Origin of the sequence: Gluconacetobacter entanii (genome assembly GCF_003206495.1) — a bacterium.
GTDB lineage: Bacteria > Pseudomonadota > Alphaproteobacteria > Acetobacterales > Acetobacteraceae > Novacetimonas > Novacetimonas entanii.
The window spans coordinates 1-20,304 of sequence record NZ_NKUF01000013.1; the positions used below are offsets into that span (position 1 = coordinate 1).

Genomic DNA, 20,304 nt, shown 5'->3' on the forward strand with positions numbered 1-20,304 from the left:
ACGAGGCCGCAGCAAAATTGATTTACCTGGCGCTCAATGCTACCTCCTCAGAGTGGAAGCGCTCAGTGAGCGAATGGTATGCTGTCAGATGCCAGCTCGCCATCATGTTCGATGATCGTTTCCCAATGGCCTGAAAAAGTGCCACCGCACAAAATTCTACACAGTCTCGCCGTCGAAAACCTTGACGCGGCTGATGTCGAATTTCCTGACTTCCTGCGACAGCCATGCCTTGTCCTCCCTGCTGGCCATCTTGTCGAAATCCGCAAGATGGACGTCAAGGAACACGCTCTGGTCACGCACGACGGTCTGGTTCGCCTCGTCAAGCTGCCGGGCATAGGCGGCCTCTTCCTGCGAATGCTTCATCAGGGTGTTGTGCCGTGCGAAATCCACGTCCTTATGGTCCGACCACACGAAATAACCGCCCATCAGCAGCAGGACACAAAGGCCGGTCACGGCCGCCGCGACCAGTAGCAGGTTGCGCTTGATGTTCAACAAAATCCCCTATCGCGCAGATTGCGTCACCGGGCGCATCGTATCCGTGAACCTGCCGTTCAGGCAATCCGTATCAACGTGGCGCTGCCCTGCGCGGCAGGACGGCGGGAACCGGGCGTCCTCATGCCTGTTCGGTCCCGGCATGGTCCGACAGCGCCGCAATCCGCGCCTGCGGCATGGGACGGGCGCTGAATCGTGCGTTATGCGTATCGCACTCATACAGGGATGCGAAGCCTGCGGCCCTGCGGGCGAGGGTATCGACCGCATGGATGAGGGTATCAGCCTTTGCATCATCCATCAGCACACTGAAATTGAGGCGCACCCACCCCGGCTTGTCGATTTCCTGTCCCGACAGGATGGCCGCGCGCAGCGTGTCCGACCGGGTCTGGTCAATCCCCATCAGGCGATGCGCATATGGCCCCGCGCAGGCGCATCCGCCACGTGCCTGGATGCCGTAGATGTCCGACAGCATGCGGGTAAAAAGCTGCTGGTGGACCTGTGCGCCCGTATCCGGGTCGCGCACCTGAAACGAAAAGAAGGGCAGGAGGGCGGTGGCACGCGGGTTTCCAAGGATGCGCAGGAACGGATTGCGTGACCAGACCGACAATGCGCGCTGGCGCAGTTCGGCATGGCGCGCCTCCATCACATCCTCCCCGATCGCGTCCTTCACCATGAAGGCGAGGGCCGCGCGGATATCGCCGATCACGTTGGGGGTGCCGGCTTCCTCCCTGCTGATGGGGCTTTGGGAATAATCATGCCCCCAGGGGGAGACGAACCGCACCGTACCGCCACCGGGGGCGGTCGGGCGCGCCTGTCGCAGGGCCGCGTTGCGCACGACCATGACGCCGGATGCGGCGGGGCCGCCGACGAATTTGTGGGCGGACAGCACGACGGCGTCCTTTTCCCACGGGGTCCCGGCCTTCATGTCCACCGGCAGGTACGGGCCACCCCCTGCATAGTCCCAGACAGACAGCACCCCATGCCGCCGGAGCAGCGCACTTAGCGCATCGGCATCGGTGATGATGCCGGTGACGTTGGATGCGATGGAAAATGCCCCGACCCGCAGCCTGCCGGCGGGCGTTTCATGCAGGGCGCGCTCAAGGGCCACAAGGTCGGGGCCGCCGGTGTCCGCCTCGGGGATTTCGATGACCTCGGCGCCGCTTTCGCGCCAGGGCAGGATGTTGGAATGATGCTCATAAGGTCCGATGAAGACGATCGGCCGCCCCCGCTCGCTCGCCCGGGCGTCCTGTGCCACGCCCAGCAGGTGGACAAGCCGGTTGATCCCGGCGGTTGCGCCCGATCCGGTGAAAATTACGGAAAACCGGTCATCCGCGCCGCACAGGCGGGCGATTTCCGCCCGGGCATGGGCGCGCATGCGGGTCATGTAGGCACCACAGAACGAGGCCTCGGTATGGCTGTTGGCGTAATAGGGAAGGACATGGGTGGCGATGAAGTCCTCCACCTGCCGCAGGGGACGGCCAGACGCCACATAATCGGCATAAAGCAGTTTATGTGCGCCAAAGGGGCCGGGGATCATCGCACCTTCGCCGATCAGTCCGGCACGCAGCAGGGCGAGTGTGTCGCCATCGCGCAGGCTGTTGGCGAAGGAGCCATAGAGGGTGGCCGGGTCGTGCATCTGTGGGGTTCCCATGACTGTCGTGCTGCGCAGAGCCTATCTGCCATTACGGGAGGTGTTTTCCCATTTTCTGCTTTGTTTTCGTCATTTTGTGGTCATATGATCCACAATGAGCAAAAATATGGATCATTTTTACCAGAGGATTCTCCGCGCGCTGCAAAATGACGCCAGCCTGTCGCAACGCGAACTGGCCGATCGTGTGGGGCTGTCGCAAAATGCGTGCTGGCGGCGTGTGCAGGCCCTGCGGGAAAGGAAGGTCATCACCGGGCAGACCGTGCGCCTTGACACGGAACGGCTGGGCCTGGGACTGACGGTGTTCGTCATGGTGCGCACCCGTCACCATTCGCGCGAGTGGTTGCAGAAATTCCGCATGATCGTGCTGGGGATTCCCAATGTCATCGACTTTTACCGCATCGCGGGCGACTATGATTACATGCTCAAGATCATGTCGGAGGACATGAACGCGTTCGATGCGATCTACCAGCGACTGATCGAACAGATCGAACTGGATTCCATCACGTCGTACATCACGATGGAGGCCATCGCCAATAACCGTGACCTGCCGGTGTGCTGAAGGGCATGTACACCGTCATGCGTGCGGTCGTGGTATTGCGCGCGCGGATGGGATAGGGACGGGGGTATGAAGGAACCGTCTTCTTCCCCCGGCAGGGCGCGCGCGCGTAAGGACGCCCGTGGCATCGCGCCGGATGTGCGCAAACGCCGCGAACGCCGTGCCTTGCTCGGCCTGATGGCCGCGACTGCCGTGCTGCTGTGCGCGGCGGCGGGGCTTCGCGCCCTGATGCTTGGTAGGCCGGCGGAGGAAATCGGCGGTCCCTATACCCTGACCGACGATACGGACCATGTCGTGACGGAGCAGTCGTTTCATGGCCATTATACATTGCTGTATTTCGGCTATACCCACTGTCTTGATGTCTGTCCTCTGACCCTCGCGACCGTGACGGCGGCGCTGGACCGGCTTGGCGCGCGTGGGGCGCAGGTCGTGCCGGTTTTCATTTCCATCGACCCGGCGCGTGACACCCCGGCGCGGGTGCATGAATATGTCACCTCCTTTTCCCCGCGCATTGTCGGCCTGACGGGGGATGCGCAGGCGATCCGCAACGTGGCGGCGGAGTTTCACGTCATGGTCCGTCCCCGGCAGATGACAGCCGCCACTGCGGGGAATTACCAGATGGATCACAGTTCGATGCTGTTCCTGATGGATGGGCGCAACCATCTGGTGTCCATGTTCCCCGTGGATTCCAGTGCCGAGGAAATTGCCACGCGGTTGCGCAACCTGTTGCCTGCCCAATAGCAAGGGGAGGGCGGAAATTGCTTGTGGGTGAAAGTCTCCGGCGGAGCAATTTTTTCAAATAAGACGGCGCTTATTGAAGCTTTTTGAAAAAATCTTCACCAAAAACTTTTTTCAGGAACTTCCTTTTTCAGGTCGTATGAGGGCGGAGAGCAGGACAATCACCACCAGCGCGGCGCCGAGTTCCGGCAGCATGATCCCCATGACCACGATGCAGGCCATGGCCGCGCCCCCGATGCGCCCATCCGGCAGCGACGCCGGAACGCCAATATGTCCGGGTGGCCTGCGGCGGGTCCACATCAGGAAGGCTGCGATACTCATGCCCAGCAGGCCGACCGCCACCACGAGGTTGAGGATCTGGTTGGCGATCCCGAACAGTTGCCCTTCATGGGCGGCCACGCCATATCCGATGACCCGGTCGATGACCGGCTTGTCCGCGAACCTATCGCGTCCCTCGACATGGCCGTTGGCGCTGACATCGACCGTCATGCGCCAGGGGCGGTCCTGCGTATCGGAACGCACCCGCCATGCCCGTCCGGCCTGTGGCGGGGGTGTCACCAGCACGGGATAGCGCAGGCCAAGCGTCGCCCCGGTGGACACCACCCGGTCGAGCGCGGCCCCATCGACGGGGGCATCCGCCGCAGGGGTGGGCGGCATATCCATGCCGGGCATGGCGGGCATGTCCTTCATCCCCGCCATGGCGTCCATTGCCGCGGGCGTACCGCCTGTCCCCGCGATCACGTTGCGCGCGGGCACATGGCCGATTTCCCAGTCCTGTATTGCCGTGAAGCGGCCGACGGTTTTTTCAACGGACTGCAACGCATACCCCCACACGAACGACCATGGCAGGCCGGAGGCAAGGAACAGCACCACAAAGATGGACAGCCACGCGCCGGTGACGGCATGCAGGTCACGCAGGCGCAGGCGTCCCCCGGCCGCAAGGCGCGGATATGCAATGCCGCCGGACCGCCCCGTGCGTCCGCGCGGCCACCACAGGTACAGGCCGGTCACAACCAGCACGATCGTCCATGACGCCACCATCTCCACGATCATGGAGCCTGCATTGCCAAGCAGCAGTTGCCCATGCAGATTGAAGATGATGCGCTCGAAGCGATGTTCTTCGGAAACCTGCTTCAGGACCGCAAGGGACTGGGGATCGACATAGACACGTATGGCGTCGCCGCCGTGGCTGACGATCACACGCACCGCGCTGTGGGATGTGCGTGGCAGTTCATAGGCGAGGAAGTGCGATCCCGGTACCGCCGCAAGCGCGGCCGTGACCACCCGTGAGGGCGCGGCCACGTCGCCCTTTGTGGCAAGATGTTCGTAACGCCAGTCGATCAGGTCATCAATCTGTGGCCTGAACAGGTAAATGCTGCCCGTCAGCGACAGGAAAGCGACAAAAGGCAGGCAGAGCAGCCCGGCAATGAAATGCCAGCGCCAGACCATGCGGTAATCGGGCCACAGCGCGCGCATCGTGCGGCGGGGGCGGGTATCATGGGGGATGTTCATGGGGGCGTCCTTAGAAACGGACCTTCACGCCGCCATAGAAGGCGCGTGGGGATCCGGCATAGATCGAGCCTGTACTGGTCGCAAGGACGGCCGCCCCTGCATTATGCCCGTTGGATGCCAGGGTGTCGGTAATGTTCGTTGCCCCGGCGATGTAGGTCTGGTTGGCGACATTCTGTATTTCGAAAAATCCATGCAGCCGCTGCGCCCATCCAAAACGTGCAGGCGGGTCGTAATGCAGTTCGAGGTTGAGCAGTGCGTATCCCGGCGCCCTGAGCAGATTGGCGTTGTCCAGCCAGTAATCGCCCCGCCACGTGACCTCGGCATAACCGCCCAGTCCCTGCAGCGGGCCGGTTGGCTGGTCATACAGGACACGCGCATTGAGGAAATGCGGGATGACGCCCGGAATGCTGTTCCCCGACCGGTCCAGCGCGCGCGACATCGTGCTGTTGGACAGGACTTCGGTATAACGGGTATAGATCTGGTTGTCGTAGGTATAGCTCAGCATGATCCGCGCACCCGACAGCGTGCGCGGCAGGGGCGTCCACGTCGCACCCACCTCCACGCCGCGATGCTGGGAGGCGGGGGCGTTGAACGTATAGGCCCCCACCGTATTTACGCCCGCCGACTGGCTGACCAGTTCGTTGTGGTAGAATTCGTAAAAACCCGTTGCCTGTACATCAAGGGTCGCGGAGGGATGCCAGTCCGCCCCGAAATCGAAGCCAAGGCTTGTCTCGCTCTTCAGCCGGGTGTTGTTCCCGTATGTGCCCTGCGGTGTGATGAACAGGTTTGACGTGGTGGGCGTGGCATAGGCCGTGCCCACGCGCGCATGCAGCGTCCAGTCGCGTGAGGGCGCATAGGTCAGCGCGGCCTCCGGGGCAAGGTTGAAGAAATGCCGGTCGGCGGCGACAGGACGCCGGCTGGTGCCGCTGGCGCTGCTGGTGAAAAGTGTCTCCTGCGCCCTCAGCCCGGAATAGGTGCCCCCCAGCCCCACGACAAGGTGCCACGCCCGTGCGAACTGCAGGTCCTCCTGAAACCGCAGGCCCGCGTTCCACTGGTGGCTCCAGCTTGACTGCGTCAGGGCGCCAGGATGGTCATGGCCCGCTGTCGTGACATTGCGGACCGCGGACAGGGCGTCGAGGTCGTCAAAGCTGATGGCCCCGGAACTGTTCAGCGCCATGCCGGCAACATGCGCCGTATTCGTGACATCGCTGCTGCCGGCATAGGAATCATACGGGCCGGTATAGGCATAGGGCGAGGTGGGCTGGTCGATATGCCGCTGGTCATAGGTGAACTGCGTGTGGACCGTGGTTGATGCGTTGACGTCATGCTCCCAGCGTATGCCCGCAACTGTCCGGCGGTCGAAGCGGCCAAGCCCTGCCGCCTGCGGACTGACGGCGATGCGCGCGCCATAGCTGCCATTGGCCAGCAGGCTGACCGTGGCGCATCCGGCGGCCGCGTGGCTGGCGCTGGCGCATCCCGACTGGAACGGGTTGGCGGCGTATTGCGCCAGCGACAGCCGCAGCGGCAGGCGTGTATCGGTAATGTTGTTGACGAATTTCACCACCAGCCGGTCCGACGGCGTCAGGTTGACCCGCAGGCGCAGGTTCTCCGTCGAGGTCTGGTAGGCGCTGTTGGCGATGAAGCCGTTGCCGCGCACGTCGCTGCCAAAGATGACAAGGTCATATTTCCGCCCCGACAGGCCCAGCGTGGCATAGTTGTTGACCATGCCGAAACTGCCGAAATCCGACCCGACCTCCACCCCGTGGATATCCGCGCCCTGGCGCGTGCGGAAATTGATTGCGCCATTGATCGCGTAATTGCCGAACACGGTGGAGGCCGGACCCTGGAAGACATCCACCCCGTCATAGGCATGCGGGTCGATCAGGTCGGAGCGCGCCGTCCCGTCGGGCTGGGTCATGGGGAAGCCGTCCTCCAGAACCTGGATGTTTTTCATGCCATAGGCCTGCCGGTCGCCCGATCCCCGGACCGACACCACGACATCGCGCGGACCGTTTCCCGCGACGAAACTGACGCCGGGGATGGTCACCACCATGTCGGCCACGCTCTGTCCGACATGGTTGGCAAAGTTTTCGCGCGGGGCGCTGTAGGTCGTCTGGCCGGCAGGATGGAATGTCGCGGGCGCATGCGATGTGCCGATGACGGTAATCCGTTCGCCTGTACCGGATGTCGTCTGCGGCGCGGGACGGGGCGCCAGGCCATGTTGATGCCGGGCATGTTGATGTGGGGGCGCTGGCGTGGCGCGATGTGCGGGCACGTCGGCAGCATGGGCCGGCGACATCGCGGCACAGGCCGCGACGGCCACCATGCAGCCAGCAACGCCCATAAGGCGCGACGGCGCATTGAATGTGGAACGCATGATTGAAGGAACCTGAAAGATGAATCGGGCGCGCCCGCGCAATGGCGGGGGCAGAAGGCGGCAGATTCAGTTCAGGTGAGGGGGCCCCTGCGGGCACAGGGCGGAATACCGTGCCCGTGGCGGCCCGCGAACCGGCGGGAATATCCACGACCCGGCCAGCATCGCGAACATACCCGGCCCCACGAAACCGGCCCCCGACATCAGGGGGGCGTCCAGTCCGTGCGCTTCGGCCAGTACGGTCGCCATGTCGGCCGTGGGCAGGTGATGGTCATGGTGGCCATCATCCGCGGGCATGTCGCCTGCGCACAGGATCGACAGCAGGGACTGCTGCTCACTTTGCGGGTGCAGCACGTTATCCGGGGCGGCCAGCCCGCCAAACGCAATACGGCCGACCAGCGCCAGCAGGATCAGCGGCCATGCGATGATGATCGGGCCTCCCTGCTGTCGTCTGGCTGTCATTGCGTGACCTTCATGGAAACGGGTGCGCCGGCAGGAACATGCAGCCGGCCAGATTCCCTTTTGACGGGTGATGCAGGACAAGGCAATTGCAAACTTTGCCATCAGACGCCTGTCGGGTTGCCATGTCTGCGTGGTGGTGGCGCAATGCAGGGCTGGATTGCGTGCGCCGGCAGCATGGCCCACTTCTCTGTCCGGGCGGGAAGGGTATAAAGGCGGGCTCCGTTATAACAGACGGTGTACGAAGCCTTCTCCAGTCAAGATGGAAAATATTGATGTCAGTTCATGATAGCCTGCGTGAGGCAATCCAGAAAAAAGTCGTTGTCGGGTTCACCTTCGACGAAAAGAACTATGTGGGTTCACCGCATGCGCTGGGTGAAACCGATGGGGTCGCGCATGTCCTGATCTATCGCGGTGAAGATGCGCATGAAAAGGGCGTGCCGCCCACCGGACAGTGGAGCTGCCTGCCGCTGACGGACATTTCCGACCTGAAGCTGCTGCCGTCCGAACCGTTCCATGTCGGCCATCCCGATGCGCATGCCCTCAAGGGCCTGCACAAGGTCGAGATCCGCGTGGCCTGACCACCGGCCTTCTCCCCGGCTTCGCCCCTGCGCATGGATGCAGGGGCGGGGCAGGAGAATACCCCCGCGCAGGGAATGTCAGGCGTGCGGATGCGCATCCGCAGGTGCCGGTGCCGGTGCTGGTGCTGGTGCAGGCGTCGGGGGCGCTGCCTCCCTGATGCGGATGTCAAGCGCAGGCGCGCCGGGCATGTTGCCCAGCAGGTTGATGTTGCTGGGCGCGGGGAACTTGATCCCCTCGCTGTTCATCCTGACCGCAAGCCGGCTGTAATAGGCGCGATAGACCTTCCATTTCGAACCGGGTGTCGTGCGGAACGCCCCGAGGAAGCTAGCACCGTTGCCATCGGCCTGCTCGACCCCGAGGAACGAGAATTCCGACAGGATCAGGTGCCCGTACTGCGTGGTCTTGCGCAGTTTTTCCAGTTCCTCATGCAGGATCGTTGCCACACGCTGCGGGTCCTCGCTCAGGTCGATCATGAAATTCGTGACCACGAGGTTGTAGTCGCGCGAGGTGTTGGCGATGGACGACACTTCGGAGAAGGGGATGATATGCAGGTCCCCATTGACCGAGCGCAGGCGCAGCGTGCGGATCGACAGGTGTTCCACCGTGCCCGAAATGCCGCTGGCGGTGACCCAGTCGCCCACCTGGATGGAATTTTCCGCCAGCATGAAGAAGCCGGTGATGAAGTCCTTGACCATGCTCTGCGCGCCAAAGGCGATGGCGGCGCCCATGATCCCGGCACCCGTCAGAAGGGGGGCCACGTTGATCCCGATCTGTGACAGCGTGGTGACCGCCACGATGATGACGATGATCGCCAGCAGCACCGTCTTGATGATGGGCAGGACGGTGCGCAGGCGACTGGCCCGTCCCTCCTGCGCGGTGGCGTCAAAATGGTTGATCTGTGTCTGGAGCGCCGCATTGACGCCTTCCCATACGATGATCGCGATCGTATAGGCGACAAGCACCGTCAGGATCGCGTCGATGACCTTGGTGCCAAGCCGCGAATACATGAAGAAATGGATCGCCGGCAGGCCCAGTGACTGCAGGAATAGCACGGCAGTCCCGAAATAGAGCAGGAAGGTCAGTGTCTTGCGCGAAATGGGATAATAATGGTCCACGCGCGCCTGCAGGCCGGGATAGCGGGCCTCCAGCGCGGGAGAGATATGGAACAGGCGGTTCTGCAGGTTGTAGGCCAGCACCGAGAACAGGCGCGACAGGATCACGACCAGCGTCGTCAGGATGACCGTGCGGATGATCCATTCATACCCGCCGCTGATATGCGTCGCCCAGATCAGCCACAGGGCGAAGTTGAAGAACATCGCCGGGATCCACCACAGGTAGACCAGCTTGCCCATGAACATCCAGAACGGCTGTTTGCGCAGGCGTTCGGATGGCTGCAGGGCAACGGCCACATGCATGCGCACCCGCCATGTGAAGATCGCAACCAGCACATGTTCCACCAGCACCACGGTACGGATGATCGCCTCCGTCCCGCGTGCCGGCATGTCGAACACCCCGCCAAGCGTGGACAGGCACACCACCACCGAAGGCGCCGCCACCAGGAAATTGAGCCAGCGCGTCACCATGAAGGCGGTCTGGTCGCTGGCATTGCACAGGCGAATGGCAGGCGAATGTGGAACGAACAGCGTTTCCATCAGCAGATAGACAACGCGCGCGACGACATAGGCGTTGGTCAGCGTGATCGTGACAAGGGCCGCCTGATGCGTGGTCGTCAAAAGGGCGGCGAACGCATATCCCAGGGCAAGGAACAGACCCACCGGCAGCAGTTTTATCAACAGGTGCAGAAGCGAATACGGCACGCGTGCCAGCAGGCGCAATGTCGCGTGCTGCGCCTGTGCATCCTGCTGCTGTGTCTGCTGTGTATCCGTATCGGACCCGGCCTGTGTCGTGGTCGTGGCCGCGGCCTGGCCAAGGCGCTGTTCGGTGGCGATGGCACGGGCCGTAACATTCTTGAGGGGGCGTCGCAGCAGGAGCGAGAAGACATGCTCCGCCGCAAGGGCGATCAGCAGGATGAAAGTCGCCCGTCCCACCGCGTCAAGCATGATGCCGCGCGACTGCTGATCGGTCAGGACCGTGTGCGTCCAGTGCACCACAAAGACAAGGTCACCGAAAAGCGCGACAAAATGCTGGGCCTGCACCAGCAGGCGATGGCGCAGCGATGTCATGTCCTGCACGAAATCGCTGCCAAGGCTGTCAGGCTGGACGGAGAGGGCATCCGTGGCGGCATGGGACGCGGGCCGTGCGGGCGGCGTGACGGGTGCAGGCGGTGGCAGTTGCGTGGCAATGGCCGAGAGCGTGTTTTCAAACGCCGCCCGTTTTTCGGGATCATTGATGACCGACAGGACCTGTTGGGCCTGTTCGCGAGTCATGCCCGGGGAGGTGGCCTCTTCCGCACGTGCCGGGGGGCAGACGCCCCCGATCGAAAGCAGCATCACCATCACCGCGACCATGCGCAGCATCACGGATGCAGGACGGTTGCGTGTCGCGCGGGGCCGCGGGAAACGGGGCAGGGAGGTCGCACCCCAATGAGGAATATCCAGAGAATGACGCATGATCCACGTTCCGTCCCGACAGCAATGTCCAGCCTGTCCGTGACGTAAATGCGGGGGCTTCATTCAGCATGCCACACAGGCGGCGTGGGTTATCGCAGACATGAATGGCAAAACGCATGCCTTAAAATGCTGCCCTGATATGCGATAAATTGTTTTATTTCCCAGACATATACATGGTATTGACACGGGTATTTGTGTGTATGATCCATTCTATATAGTAAATATATGAATAAATATTATATGATACATGGAATATTCAGGATTGGGGGCGGCTATGCTTCCCCGGCGCGTGCGTATGTACATGACCGGCACCGGGAACGGACATGCATCCCCGGGTGGGACCGGTGCAGTCATTGCGATGGAACCCAACGGTCCTGATACGGCCTGTTCTGTCCCCGCGCCGGTGCCGTGCGACGGTCATGGATGCGCCTGAGGGAGGTGCGCCGGGTGTGAAGAAGTCTTTTTTACAGGGTCATGATGCCTGATTTTCCCTGTATTTCCGCGAATGACATGAAATATTCTGTGTCTGGAATAATAAAAACCGTGCATTTGAAAGTGCTTTGATTTATGTAAGGCGCACGGCTGAACTTTTCTGCCACGGTAAAGCTATCACGTGCCCCTGGAGGCACTGTCGAGTTTCTCCGCAAATGAAGGGTTTTAATCCATGCAAGGTCGCATGGCTGCCGGGTTATATAGGAGTCCTGTCATGGCTACAGGCACAGTTAAATGGTTCAACGCCCAGAAGGGTTTTGGCTTTCTTGAGGCGGATGACGGCACGGCCGATGTTTTCGTCCATATCAGCGCTGTAGAGCGCGCGGGCCTGCATGGCCTGAATGAAGGTCAGAAAGTGACCTACGAACTGGAAACAGGTCGTAATGGCAAGACGTCGGCAGCAAACCTGCAGGCTGTCTGATTGCCACGGGAAAAGGGGTGCTCTGGCGCCCCTTTTTTGCGACTGTTACAATATAATATGAAAAAATTCTGATGCGAGGTCGCTTTGTTTCAAATGCGCTTCCTGTCAAGAATTGCTTTCGCCATCGCCAGTATCGTCCTGATCATGCTGGCCATGACATTGATGGCCTACGGTATTTCCGGGCCGATCTTCGCAATGCGGACTTCATGGCTGGGGATGCGCGATGCCGTAATCCAGGCCGTCAGCTACGTCGTGATCGCCATTGCGGTCTTTGATGTCGCGAAATATTTTGTCGAGGAAGAGGTGGTGCAGACCAAGGGCAAGCAGACCCTTGCCGAAGCCCGCGTCAGCCTGACCCGTTTCATCACCACCATCATCATTGCCGTATTTATCGAAGGCCTTGTCGGTGTCTTCGAAGTCAGCAACAAAAGCCCGGCGGACATGGTCTATCCGGTGTTCCTGCTGCTGACGGCCACGCTGATCGTGCTTGTGCTGGGGATCTACCAGCGCATGAGCATCGGCGCGGAAAAGGAACGCAAGGAGAAAGACCTTCCCGAATAAGAAAATGTCCTAAACTCACAAAAGTTTTTGGTGAAGCTTTTTTCAAAAAGCTTCAAGGGACGCCGCCTTCCTGAAAAAAGGCGGCACCCAGAAACTTTTCAATGAGTCAAACGCATTTCCGGGCGCGGCCGGTATCCATCGTTATGAAACGATCAGGGGGTCATTCCCCCTGCGGCTCCGCCGGGACTGCAACCTGCCGTGGTGCGGCAGCACGCATGGCGACCGAACAGGCCATGGTCACGGCAATATTGATCGCCAGCGCCAGCAGGCCGGTGGAAACGGCGACCGTCATCGTGCCGGCCCCGATCGTGTGCAGGGGCTTCAGTCCGTCGATCCAGCACAGCGACAGTCCCGACACCGACCCGATGGCCCATCCCGCGATCAGTGCCGGCGCAGGCATGCGCAGCGGCAGCAGTCCCAGAACCAGTGCGGGGAAGGTCTGCAGGATGATGACCCCGCCCAGCAACTGCAGGTCGATTGCGAATTTTGCGTTCAGGAACAGCACGCACAGCAGTGCGCCCACCTTGATGCCGAAACCTGCGATCCGTGCCCCTGCGACCGAATTCTTATGCCCGGTCAGGATGTTGTGCATAATCAGGTTGGCCGCGCCAATCGCCATGACCGAGGCAGGCACCAGCGCGCCGATGGCGATGGCGGCAAAGCAGAATCCGGCAAACCATGACGGAAAGATCGCAAGGAAAAGCTGTGGCACCACCTGCGAGGGGGAGGAGGTGACGATGCCCGCCGCATGCGCCATCAGGCCCAGCATCGCGATCAGGCCCAGCACGATCGTGTAGATCGGCAGGAAGACGGCATTCTGCCGTATGGTATCAGCAGATTTCGCCGCCAGTATCCCCGTCAGGGTATGGGGATACAGGAACGCGGCAAAGGCGGAGGAAAGCGCCAGGGACGCGTAAGGGATGACCTGCGAGGATGACAGTGGCTGCCCCGTTGCCGTCGGGGGCAGGTGCCGTGCCGCGACGGAAAACATGTGGCCATAACCACCCAGATAGATCGGCACGATCGTCACCGCGGCCAGCACCGCGATATAGATCATGACATCCTTGATGAAGGCCGTAAGCGCAGGCGCATGCAGTCCCCCCAGCCACGTATAGGCCGCGAGCGAGACAAAGGCGAAAACCAGCGGCAGGGTGCCCGAAAAGCCCAGCGCCTCGATCACCGTGCGGATACCGATCAGTTGCAGCGCGATATAGGGCAGCACCGCGACCAGTCCACTCACCGCGATGGCGAGTTCCAGTGTGCGACTGCCAAAGCGTACCCGCACCACGTCAGCAGCAGTGGAATGGCCGCCATTGCGTGCGATCGTCCACAGTCGTGGCATGACGGCAAAGAGGAACGGATAGACGATGATGGTATAGGGCAGCGCGAAAAAGCCATACGCCCCCGTGGAATAGACAAGTGCCGGGACGGCGATGACCGTATAGGCCGTATAGAAATCCCCCCCCACCAGGAACCATGTAATCCACGCGCCGAATTCGCGACCGCCCAGCCCCCATTCGTCATTTCCCCCCGTGGCGGGACGTGCCCGCCCGCGTGAGAGCAGCGGTCGCCACAGGCGCACGGTCGTGCCGAGGATGATGGTGGCGAGGAAAAAGAAGATGAAAACGCCAATCCCGGCCATGCCGGGCGCAGGGGCCGTGTTCATGAGTGTTTCCCCGCTTTCCATGCGCACCAGATCAGCACGGAGGTGACGGGCACCCATGCCAGTTGGTACCAGTAGAAAAAGGGAAAACCGAACAGGATCGGGTCCGTGCGGTTATACAGTGGCACCCACAGCAGGCCCACGAACGGGAGAAGGAGCAAACAGGCTTGTTTCATGCTGACCGTCTTTTTTGTTTTTAGTGGCCGTGCAGGAACATCTGAAAAATTGTTCAATATGTCAAGTATTAATATATATTTCTAAGTAATTACAAAAATATCACCAGTAAAATTGTGCGACGCACAATGGATGCATTTCATCCGGACATGAAAAAACAGGGATCAGCTTCGGCTTTCCCATCCGCTGCCGAGTGCCACGTGCAGGTCAACCGTCCTGTGGAGCCAGTCGATATGGGCGCATAATTCCGTGTCCTCGGCCCGCAGGGCCGACTGCTCGGTTTCCAGCACGTTCAGGAGGTCGGATATCCCCGCCTCGTAAAGCCGGCGACTGCGCTGGTTGGCCAGGCGGCTTTGCCGGGCCGCCTGGTGCAGCAGGATCACATGCGTCTTCTTGCCATTCCATGCGACGATGGCATCCTCCACCTCCCGTAGGGCCGTCAGGATCTGCTGGTGGTATTTCAGTCGCCCGGCCTCGGCGATGGCCTGTGCGGACCTGACGCGCGCCTGCTGCTGCCCCCCATGCCCGAGCGGGAGTGACGTCATGGCCAGCGCCTGCCACGCCTGTGCGCCCGCCGCGAACAGTTGCGAGAAGGTGGAGGCATTGGGGTTGTAGGTCAGCGGAAGCACAAGGTCGGGATACATCCCGGCCACTTCGGTCCCGATATCATCCATCGCCTGTGCATAGGCCCGTTCCGCGCGGCGTATGTCGGGCCGGTGGCGCAGCAGGCGAACGGGCAGGGTCTCGGGCGCGGGCGGCACATGTGGCAGCGGTACGGTGGAGGCCAGTTCCGTGCGCAGGTCCCCGGGAAGGCGCCCCACCAGGATCTCCAGTGCATGCATGCTCTGGCTGATTGTCTTGCACAAAACCGCGCGCTGCGACTGCTGGGCATGCAGCAGGGAGGCCGTCTGTGCAACATGCAGTGTATTGCCCACCCCGGCCTGCTGCAGGCGTATGGCGCGGTCATGCAGGTGTCCGGCCGTGACGATATGCTGGTCAATGATGGCCAGTCGATGCTGCGTGCCGCGCAGCGTCATGTAGTTCCGCGCGATTTCGGCCAACACGGTCAGCATGATGGCATGCCGGTTTTCCTGTGCCTGCGCGATTATCTTGTCACGGGCATCCACCTGATGGCCGATGCGCCCGAACAGGTCGATCTGCCAGCTTGCCCCGAAGCCGTACGACAGCATGGAGGCATGCGGATCACGTGGCAGCTCGTCGATATGCGGCATTGCATTCGACAGGCTTGTGGATTTCATCAGGTCGCCATTCTGGCTGCTGAAATCGATCTGTGGATACCATTGCGATGCCTCGATATCGCGCAGGGCATGGGCGACCAGGACGCGTTGCGCGGTGGCACGGATGTCGTGATTGGCGTCGAAGGCCAGCAGGATCAGGCGATCAAGGATCGGGTCATGGAACTGTTGCCACCACTGCACCAGTTCCTGCGGGCGGAAGTCCTTATCGCTGGCTTCGTCCTCGTGATAATGCCCGGGAAGGGCGACGTGTTCCGGGTGGTAGTGGGGGCCAACGGAACACGCGCCAAGCAGGCCTGTCATGACAAGAAGAAAGCACACATGTGAAAAGAAGCGGAAACTCCGGAATTCAATTTTCCCTATGCTGAAACTTCCCATGAAACCTTTATATGTGGAAATATATTTCCTGTCTTTTTCCTGTTTATTTCAAATATTTATCTGTTTCTTTCTTTGTGTGTTCATGTCGTGACAAAATGTACCATTCCCTACAGGTTGGCGATGACCTTCAGGCCGACAAGCGCCGCATTGGGAATGTGGTGCGTTTCACCCGGATGGATCATGTATTCGAATTCCGGCTGGACCAGTACACCCGGTGCCGCGTCGATGGCGTAATAGGCCTCGATGATATGTGAACTGGTCTGTGGCGCCCGCACGGCACTGCCGAGAGAGTAGCCCGCATCCTGGATCAGGACCTGGCCTTCTTCCTTGCGGTGGCTGACATGGTACCATGAATACATGATGCCCAGGCGGTCCGTCATGCGTGACGGGATGACGGCGGCGAACGACAGGCCGCCATAGGCCTGGTCCGCGATGGAGGTGACATGCGGGGTGTTATGGATATATCCCGCCATCAGGTAGCCACCGGCCATCTGGTTGCGTCCCCCCCGGCGGTAGATCATCTGGTCGCCTTCGAACCAGAACATGTCCATCGGCGCCGAACGCTGCCGCCCGGCGGCCGTGCGCAGGGCGGCAGGCAGGCTGACCCCGATCTGGTCGGGATAGCGCGTGGTGTCATGGGCATATCCCAGCACGTAATGCCCCGGCAGGCGGTTGCGCGTCAGGAACGGCTGCCACGTGAATTCGATAGGCAGCATCAGGCCCGTCGCCGGTTCGCTGCCCCATGCCCATCCGCTGGGATTGCTGGCGAGTGGACTGACCTCATACGCGCCAAGCTGGATGGCGGTATCGCGCGTGGGGCGCAGGCGCAGGCGCGCGCCCCACGTGGCCTTGGGATAGACACTGAACCCGGGGTCAAGCTTCAGGGCCACGGGGGCGGAACATGTCACCATGAAGGAGCACAGCAGCGGTGATGTCGCGAACACATGGGTCAGCGCCATGCGGCCGAACGTGATGTCGAGGTGATTGTTCAGAAGCTTCTTTTCCGCATAGAAATCAACCAGATGCGCAACCATATGTCCCGACAGGCCATAGACTTCCTGCAGGTTGACGTAATATTCCCCCACCCGGTCGCGGCTTACGGCGCGGCCCGCGCGCTCCATGACCAGCGTATGCACGGACCATCCCGTCAGGTTCGCCATCTTTTCAAGGTCGAAGTTGACCTGCCCGGTCAGTTCATGGACGTAGCTCATCCCGCGCTGCACGCCGCCGTCAATGACGCCCATGGCCTCCCCCTTGTAGGTAAAGGCGAAGCTGACGCCATGGTTGAGCAGCATGGACCTGAAGTCCCCAAGCTGCGGGACCAGATGGCCGGTGCCCGCGGTCGGGACGTAGTAGGGATCCTCGAGGTCGGTATCACGCAGCGCATCCACGGAGGCGGGAAGCAGGCCGGCAATCCCTTCATGATGGCTCAGCGCGTCGAGTTCGATCTTGTGGAACGATGTCTTGTCACCGGGACTGCTGATGGGCGCCACGCTGAGCGGGGCAAGGCCGGCCGTGGGGATCAGCGGCACGCCGCTTGGTGGAATGGGGGTGTTGGGCGGACGCTGTATGCTGCGCGGGGTCGGGCCATATTCCTCGGCATTTTCGCGGTGGGCCGGAACGGGTGCGGAAGGGGAGGACGGCGCAGGTGCGTGCGATGTGGTGGTGTCCGCCACGGGTTGGGCATGTGCGCAATGTGGCAGGACAAGGCTCGCCGCCGCCGTCATGACGGAACACATAAATGCAGGCAGCGCACGCGGGGACGAAGACGCCGTGCGGAAATCGTGCGGCATGTTTTTCATGACCATGACAGTTCTTTTTTTATTATTGTCAGGTTTTGCTTGTTATGGATTTTCCAGAGTGCCGTCCCGTGGGGAAGGCCATGTCATGGTACGCGCGCTGCATTCCTCCTGTCCGGTCGGACCAGGACATGAACCTGCCGGTCAGGGCAGGACATGACGGTTTGTGGATGGGAAATGTCCGGAAAACGCTGGGATGTATCAGGCATAGTATTGTTTTTTCTTTTTTATGTTTTCTTGGGATCGTATCAAAAAAATAAGCCAGTCAAACAAATTAAATTACAGGTAAGTTTTTTGCGATGCACAAAAAATACCCGTATGACTTGGTCTGTGTTTTGTTGGTATTCCGACTGTAAAGTAAAGATTCGAGGTGAACGGGTTTATTTGCAAGGTCATCACCTGTCGCGATGATCGCGTGGAACGCACCATGCCGCAACTGTTTCGTCCCCCGTGGGTTAGCCGGGATATGACATTGCTTGCAGGGCAGGAAATTGCGATGACCAACCCGGTAAATCCACGTCTGCGTGAAGGCTCCCCCTATCCCCGTGGCGCGACATGGGACGGGAAAGGCGTCAATTTCTCCCTTTTCTCCGCCCATGCCTCCCGGGTTGAGGTCTGCCTGTTCGATGAACATGGGGAAAAGGAAGTCGAACGCATCACCCTGCCGGAATATACCGACCAGATTTTCCATGGCTGGATTGCCGATGTACGGCCGGGGCAGTTTTACGGATACCGTGTATATGGACCGTATGAGCCTGAGTCAGGGCATCGTTTCAACCCGAACAAACTGCTTCTTGATCCGTATGCACGTGCGCATATGGGCGACCTGAAATGGGACGATGCGCTTTTTGGCTATACCATCGGTCACCGGGATGCGGATCTCAGCTTCGATACCCGTGACAGCGCGCCATTTGTGCCGAAATGCGTCGTCATAGACCCGAATTTTGACTGGCGCGGCCAATCGGGTCGCAATCCGCTGCCATGGGACCAGACGGTGATCTATGAAACCCATGTCAAGGGATATACGAAAAAGCATCCCCATGTGCCCGAAGGCCTGCGTGGCACCTATGCCGGGATGGCTGTGCGCGAGGTGCTGGAGTACATAAAGTCCCTTGGCGTGACCTCCATCGAATTCCTGCCGGTACACAGCTTCATCAGTGATGAATACCTGCTGAAAAAGGGATTACGGAATTACTGGGGCTACAACACCATCGGTTTTTTCGCGCCCGACCCCGGCTATGCCTCTGACCGTGCGCAGTCCTTGCGGGAATTCAAGGAAATGGTGTCGCAGATCCATGATGTCGGGCTCGAGGTCATACTTGATGTTGTCTATAACCACACGGCCGAGGGGAATGAACTGGGGCCGACGCTGTCGTTCCGGGGCATCGACAACGCTTCCTATTACCGCCTTGTGGCGGATAAGCCGCGCTATTACGTCAATGACACGGGCACCGGAAATACCGTCAACCTGTCGCACCGGCGCGTGATCCAGATGGTGACCGACAGCCTGCGCTACTGGGCCGATGAAATGCATGTCGATGGTTTCCGTTTCGACCTTGGGACCATACTGGCGCGCGAACCCAACGGTTTTGATAACCAGTCCGGATTCCTCAAGGCCTGTTCGCAGGACCCGACGCTGGAGACGGTGAAGATGATCGCCGAACCCTGGGACTGTGGGCCGGGCGGTTACCAGGTGGGGGCGTTTCCGCCGGGTTGGGCCGAATGGAATGACCGGTTTCGTGATGATGTCCGCGAATACTGGAAAGGAACGCAACTGGCGAGCAGGCTGTCCCCACGCCTTCTGGGCAGTCCGGACCTGTTTGACCATCAGGGGCGCAAGCCATGGTCCTGCGTCAATTTCATAACGGCGCATGACGGCTTTACGCTCAATGACTGCGTTTCGTACAATGACAAGCATAACGACGCCAACGGGGAAGGAAACCGTGACGGGGCGTCGGACAACAATTCCAGCAATTATGGCGTTGAAGGCCCGACGGAAGATCCACGGATCATCGGTATCCGTGAACGCCAGATGCGCAACATGCTGGCGACACTGCTGTTTTCACAGGGCACGCCCATGCTGCTGGCGGGGGACGAATTCGGGCGGACACAGTTGGGAAACAACAATGCCTATTGTCAGGATAACGATATTTCATGGATCGACTGGTCGATGCCGGAACGTAACGGGTCGCTTGTACGGTTCGTCTCCCGCCTGACGGCGTTGCGCAGGCAGTTTCCCATCCTGCGTCGCGGGCGGTTCCTGACGGAAGCCTATAACAGTGAACTCGATATCAAGGAACTGACATGGGTCAACGCCACTGGCCATGAAATGGCGATCGGTGACTGGGACGTGACCCGCTGCCTTGGCCTGATGCTCGACGGGCGGGCGCGCAGGACCGGGATCATGAAACGTGGGGAGGATGCGACCCTGCTGCTGGTCTTCAATTCATGGCATGAGGATGTGCAGTTCGTGCTGCCCTCCGTGGCGGAGCAGCACTGGCGCCTGCTGCTGGATACCAATATGGCCCATCAGGAGAAAGGGGACGAACGGCTTTTCCCGGCCTGTACTTCCTATCCCGCGGTGGGACGTTCGGTGCTGCTGTTCGACCTTGTGGCAGGATAGTCA

16 protein-coding genes are annotated in these 20,304 nt (G+C 60.6%); 6 read left to right on the top strand and 10 right to left on the bottom strand.

Annotation, left to right across the window (positions count from 1 at the left end; all coding sequences use genetic code 11):
• Positions 1-156: 156 nt before the first annotated feature.
• Both CFR72_RS07600 and CFR72_RS07605 read right to left on the bottom strand, forming a co-directional pair.
• The gene (locus CFR72_RS07600; RefSeq protein ID WP_208629989.1) at positions 157-492 is read right to left on the bottom strand and encodes a hypothetical protein; all 336 of its coding nucleotides are present in this window, start codon (positions 490-492) and stop codon (positions 157-159) included.
• 121 nt (positions 493-613) lie between these two features.
• Positions 614-2,128 (bottom strand): aminotransferase class V-fold PLP-dependent enzyme, encoded by a 1,515-nt coding sequence (locus CFR72_RS07605; RefSeq protein ID WP_110913433.1) that lies wholly within the window; start codon positions 2,126-2,128, stop codon positions 614-616.
• 109 nt (positions 2,129-2,237) lie between these two features.
• Between CFR72_RS07605 and CFR72_RS07610 the strand changes: the two genes are divergently transcribed.
• Together CFR72_RS07610 and CFR72_RS07615 are read left to right on the top strand one after the other, a co-directional pair.
• Entirely contained in the window at positions 2,238-2,702 is a 465-nt protein-coding gene (locus CFR72_RS07610; protein WP_110913388.1) for an Lrp/AsnC family transcriptional regulator, read from the top strand.
• A gap of 66 nt (positions 2,703-2,768) precedes the next feature.
• The gene (locus tag CFR72_RS07615; RefSeq protein ID WP_110913389.1) at positions 2,769-3,440 is read left to right on the top strand and encodes an SCO family protein; all 672 of its coding nucleotides are present in this window, start codon (positions 2,769-2,771) and stop codon (positions 3,438-3,440) included.
• 111 nt (positions 3,441-3,551) lie between these two features.
• Here the strand turns inward: CFR72_RS07615 and CFR72_RS07620 are convergent, their stop codons facing one another.
• The 3 genes from CFR72_RS07620 to CFR72_RS07630 form a co-directional block, all read right to left on the bottom strand.
• Complete coding sequence (locus CFR72_RS07620; RefSeq protein WP_110913390.1) at positions 3,552-4,949, bottom strand: PepSY-associated TM helix domain-containing protein; 1,398 nt, start codon at positions 4,947-4,949, stop codon at positions 3,552-3,554.
• Positions 4,950-4,959: 10 nt separating this feature from the next.
• A complete protein-coding gene (locus tag CFR72_RS07625; RefSeq protein WP_244182206.1) occupies positions 4,960-7,326 on the bottom strand; it encodes a TonB-dependent receptor family protein in 2,367 nt (788 codons plus the stop codon).
• 66 nt (positions 7,327-7,392) lie between these two features.
• Complete coding sequence (locus CFR72_RS07630) at positions 7,393-7,785, bottom strand: hypothetical protein (protein WP_110913391.1); 393 nt, start codon at positions 7,783-7,785, stop codon at positions 7,393-7,395.
• Positions 7,786-8,057: 272 nt separating this feature from the next.
• On the opposite strand from CFR72_RS07630, the gene CFR72_RS07635 reads away from it, so the two are divergent.
• Complete coding sequence (locus tag CFR72_RS07635) at positions 8,058-8,363, top strand: hypothetical protein (RefSeq protein ID WP_110913392.1); 306 nt, start codon at positions 8,058-8,060, stop codon at positions 8,361-8,363.
• 78 nt (positions 8,364-8,441) lie between these two features.
• On the opposite strand, the gene CFR72_RS07640 is transcribed toward CFR72_RS07635, so the two are convergent.
• A complete protein-coding gene (locus CFR72_RS07640) occupies positions 8,442-10,814 on the bottom strand; it encodes a mechanosensitive ion channel family protein (RefSeq protein ID WP_244182213.1) in 2,373 nt (790 codons plus the stop codon).
• Between the two features lie 826 nt (positions 10,815-11,640).
• Here CFR72_RS07640 and CFR72_RS07645 point away from each other — a divergent pair.
• Together CFR72_RS07645 and CFR72_RS07650 are read left to right on the top strand one after the other, a co-directional pair.
• Positions 11,641-11,847: a cold-shock protein gene (locus CFR72_RS07645; RefSeq protein WP_110095945.1), complete on the top strand. Its 207-nt coding sequence runs from the start codon at positions 11,641-11,643 to the stop codon at positions 11,845-11,847.
• A gap of 93 nt (positions 11,848-11,940) precedes the next feature.
• The gene (locus CFR72_RS07650) at positions 11,941-12,408 is read left to right on the top strand and encodes a hypothetical protein (RefSeq protein ID WP_110913394.1); all 468 of its coding nucleotides are present in this window, start codon (positions 11,941-11,943) and stop codon (positions 12,406-12,408) included.
• A gap of 160 nt (positions 12,409-12,568) precedes the next feature.
• Here CFR72_RS07650 and CFR72_RS07655 read toward each other — a convergent pair whose 3' ends face one another.
• The 4 genes from CFR72_RS07655 to CFR72_RS07670 all read right to left on the bottom strand — a co-directional run bounded on the left by CFR72_RS07655 (position 12,569) and on the right by CFR72_RS07670 (position 17,681).
• Complete coding sequence (locus tag CFR72_RS07655) at positions 12,569-14,074, bottom strand: sodium:solute symporter family protein (RefSeq protein WP_233043619.1); 1,506 nt, start codon at positions 14,072-14,074, stop codon at positions 12,569-12,571.
• Positions 14,071-14,247, bottom strand: coding sequence for a DUF3311 domain-containing protein (locus tag CFR72_RS07660; RefSeq protein WP_110913396.1), 177 nt, complete (start codon positions 14,245-14,247; stop codon positions 14,071-14,073). Before CFR72_RS07660 ends, CFR72_RS07655 begins: the two co-directional genes overlap by 4 nt.
• A gap of 162 nt (positions 14,248-14,409) precedes the next feature.
• A complete protein-coding gene (locus tag CFR72_RS07665; protein ID WP_167400328.1) occupies positions 14,410-15,804 on the bottom strand; it encodes an efflux transporter outer membrane subunit in 1,395 nt (464 codons plus the stop codon).
• 182 nt (positions 15,805-15,986) lie between these two features.
• On the bottom strand, positions 15,987-17,681 hold the full coding sequence (locus tag CFR72_RS07670; protein WP_408869960.1) for a carbohydrate porin: 1,695 nt from the start codon (positions 17,679-17,681) through the stop codon (positions 15,987-15,989).
• A 493-nt stretch (positions 17,682-18,174) separates the two neighbouring features.
• Here CFR72_RS07670 and glgX point away from each other — a divergent pair, with 493 nt between their 5' ends.
• A complete protein-coding gene (gene glgX / locus CFR72_RS07675) occupies positions 18,175-20,301 on the top strand; it encodes a glycogen debranching protein GlgX (RefSeq protein ID WP_110913435.1) in 2,127 nt (708 codons plus the stop codon).
• The last annotated feature ends 3 nt before the right edge of the window (positions 20,302-20,304 follow it).

What these genes read in the sequence shown, in the direction of transcription:
- CFR72_RS07605 (WP_110913433.1), bottom strand. Translation starts at nt 2,128, where the DNA reads ATGCACGACCCGGCCACCCTCTATGGCTCCTTCGCCAACAGCCTGCGC.
- CFR72_RS07610 (WP_110913388.1), top strand. Translation starts at nt 2,238, where the DNA reads ATGAGCAAAAATATGGATCATTTTTACCAGAGGATTCTCCGCGCGCTG.
- CFR72_RS07615 (WP_110913389.1), top strand. Translation starts at nt 2,769, where the DNA reads ATGAAGGAACCGTCTTCTTCCCCCGGCAGGGCGCGCGCGCGTAAGGAC.
- CFR72_RS07620 (WP_110913390.1), bottom strand. Translation starts at nt 4,949, where the DNA reads ATGAACATCCCCCATGATACCCGCCCCCGCCGCACGATGCGCGCGCTG.
- CFR72_RS07625 (WP_244182206.1), bottom strand. Translation starts at nt 7,326, where the DNA reads ATGCGTTCCACATTCAATGCGCCGTCGCGCCTTATGGGCGTTGCTGGC.
- CFR72_RS07630 (WP_110913391.1), bottom strand. Translation starts at nt 7,785, where the DNA reads ATGACAGCCAGACGACAGCAGGGAGGCCCGATCATCATCGCATGGCCG.
- CFR72_RS07635 (WP_110913392.1), top strand. Translation starts at nt 8,058, where the DNA reads ATGTCAGTTCATGATAGCCTGCGTGAGGCAATCCAGAAAAAAGTCGTT.
- CFR72_RS07640 (WP_244182213.1), bottom strand. Translation starts at nt 10,814, where the DNA reads ATGCTGCTTTCGATCGGGGGCGTCTGCCCCCCGGCACGTGCGGAAGAG.
- CFR72_RS07645 (WP_110095945.1), top strand. Translation starts at nt 11,641, where the DNA reads ATGGCTACAGGCACAGTTAAATGGTTCAACGCCCAGAAGGGTTTTGGC.
- CFR72_RS07650 (WP_110913394.1), top strand. Translation starts at nt 11,941, where the DNA reads ATGCGCTTCCTGTCAAGAATTGCTTTCGCCATCGCCAGTATCGTCCTG.
- CFR72_RS07655 (WP_233043619.1), bottom strand. Translation starts at nt 14,074, where the DNA reads ATGAACACGGCCCCTGCGCCCGGCATGGCCGGGATTGGCGTTTTCATC.
- CFR72_RS07660 (WP_110913396.1), bottom strand. Translation starts at nt 14,247, where the DNA reads ATGAAACAAGCCTGTTTGCTCCTTCTCCCGTTCGTGGGCCTGCTGTGG.
- CFR72_RS07665 (WP_167400328.1), bottom strand. Translation starts at nt 15,804, where the DNA reads ATGACAGGCCTGCTTGGCGCGTGTTCCGTTGGCCCCCACTACCACCCG.
- CFR72_RS07670 (WP_408869960.1), bottom strand. Translation starts at nt 17,681, where the DNA reads ATGAAAAACATGCCGCACGATTTCCGCACGGCGTCTTCGTCCCCGCGT.
- glgX (WP_110913435.1), top strand. Translation starts at nt 18,175, where the DNA reads ATGACCAACCCGGTAAATCCACGTCTGCGTGAAGGCTCCCCCTATCCC.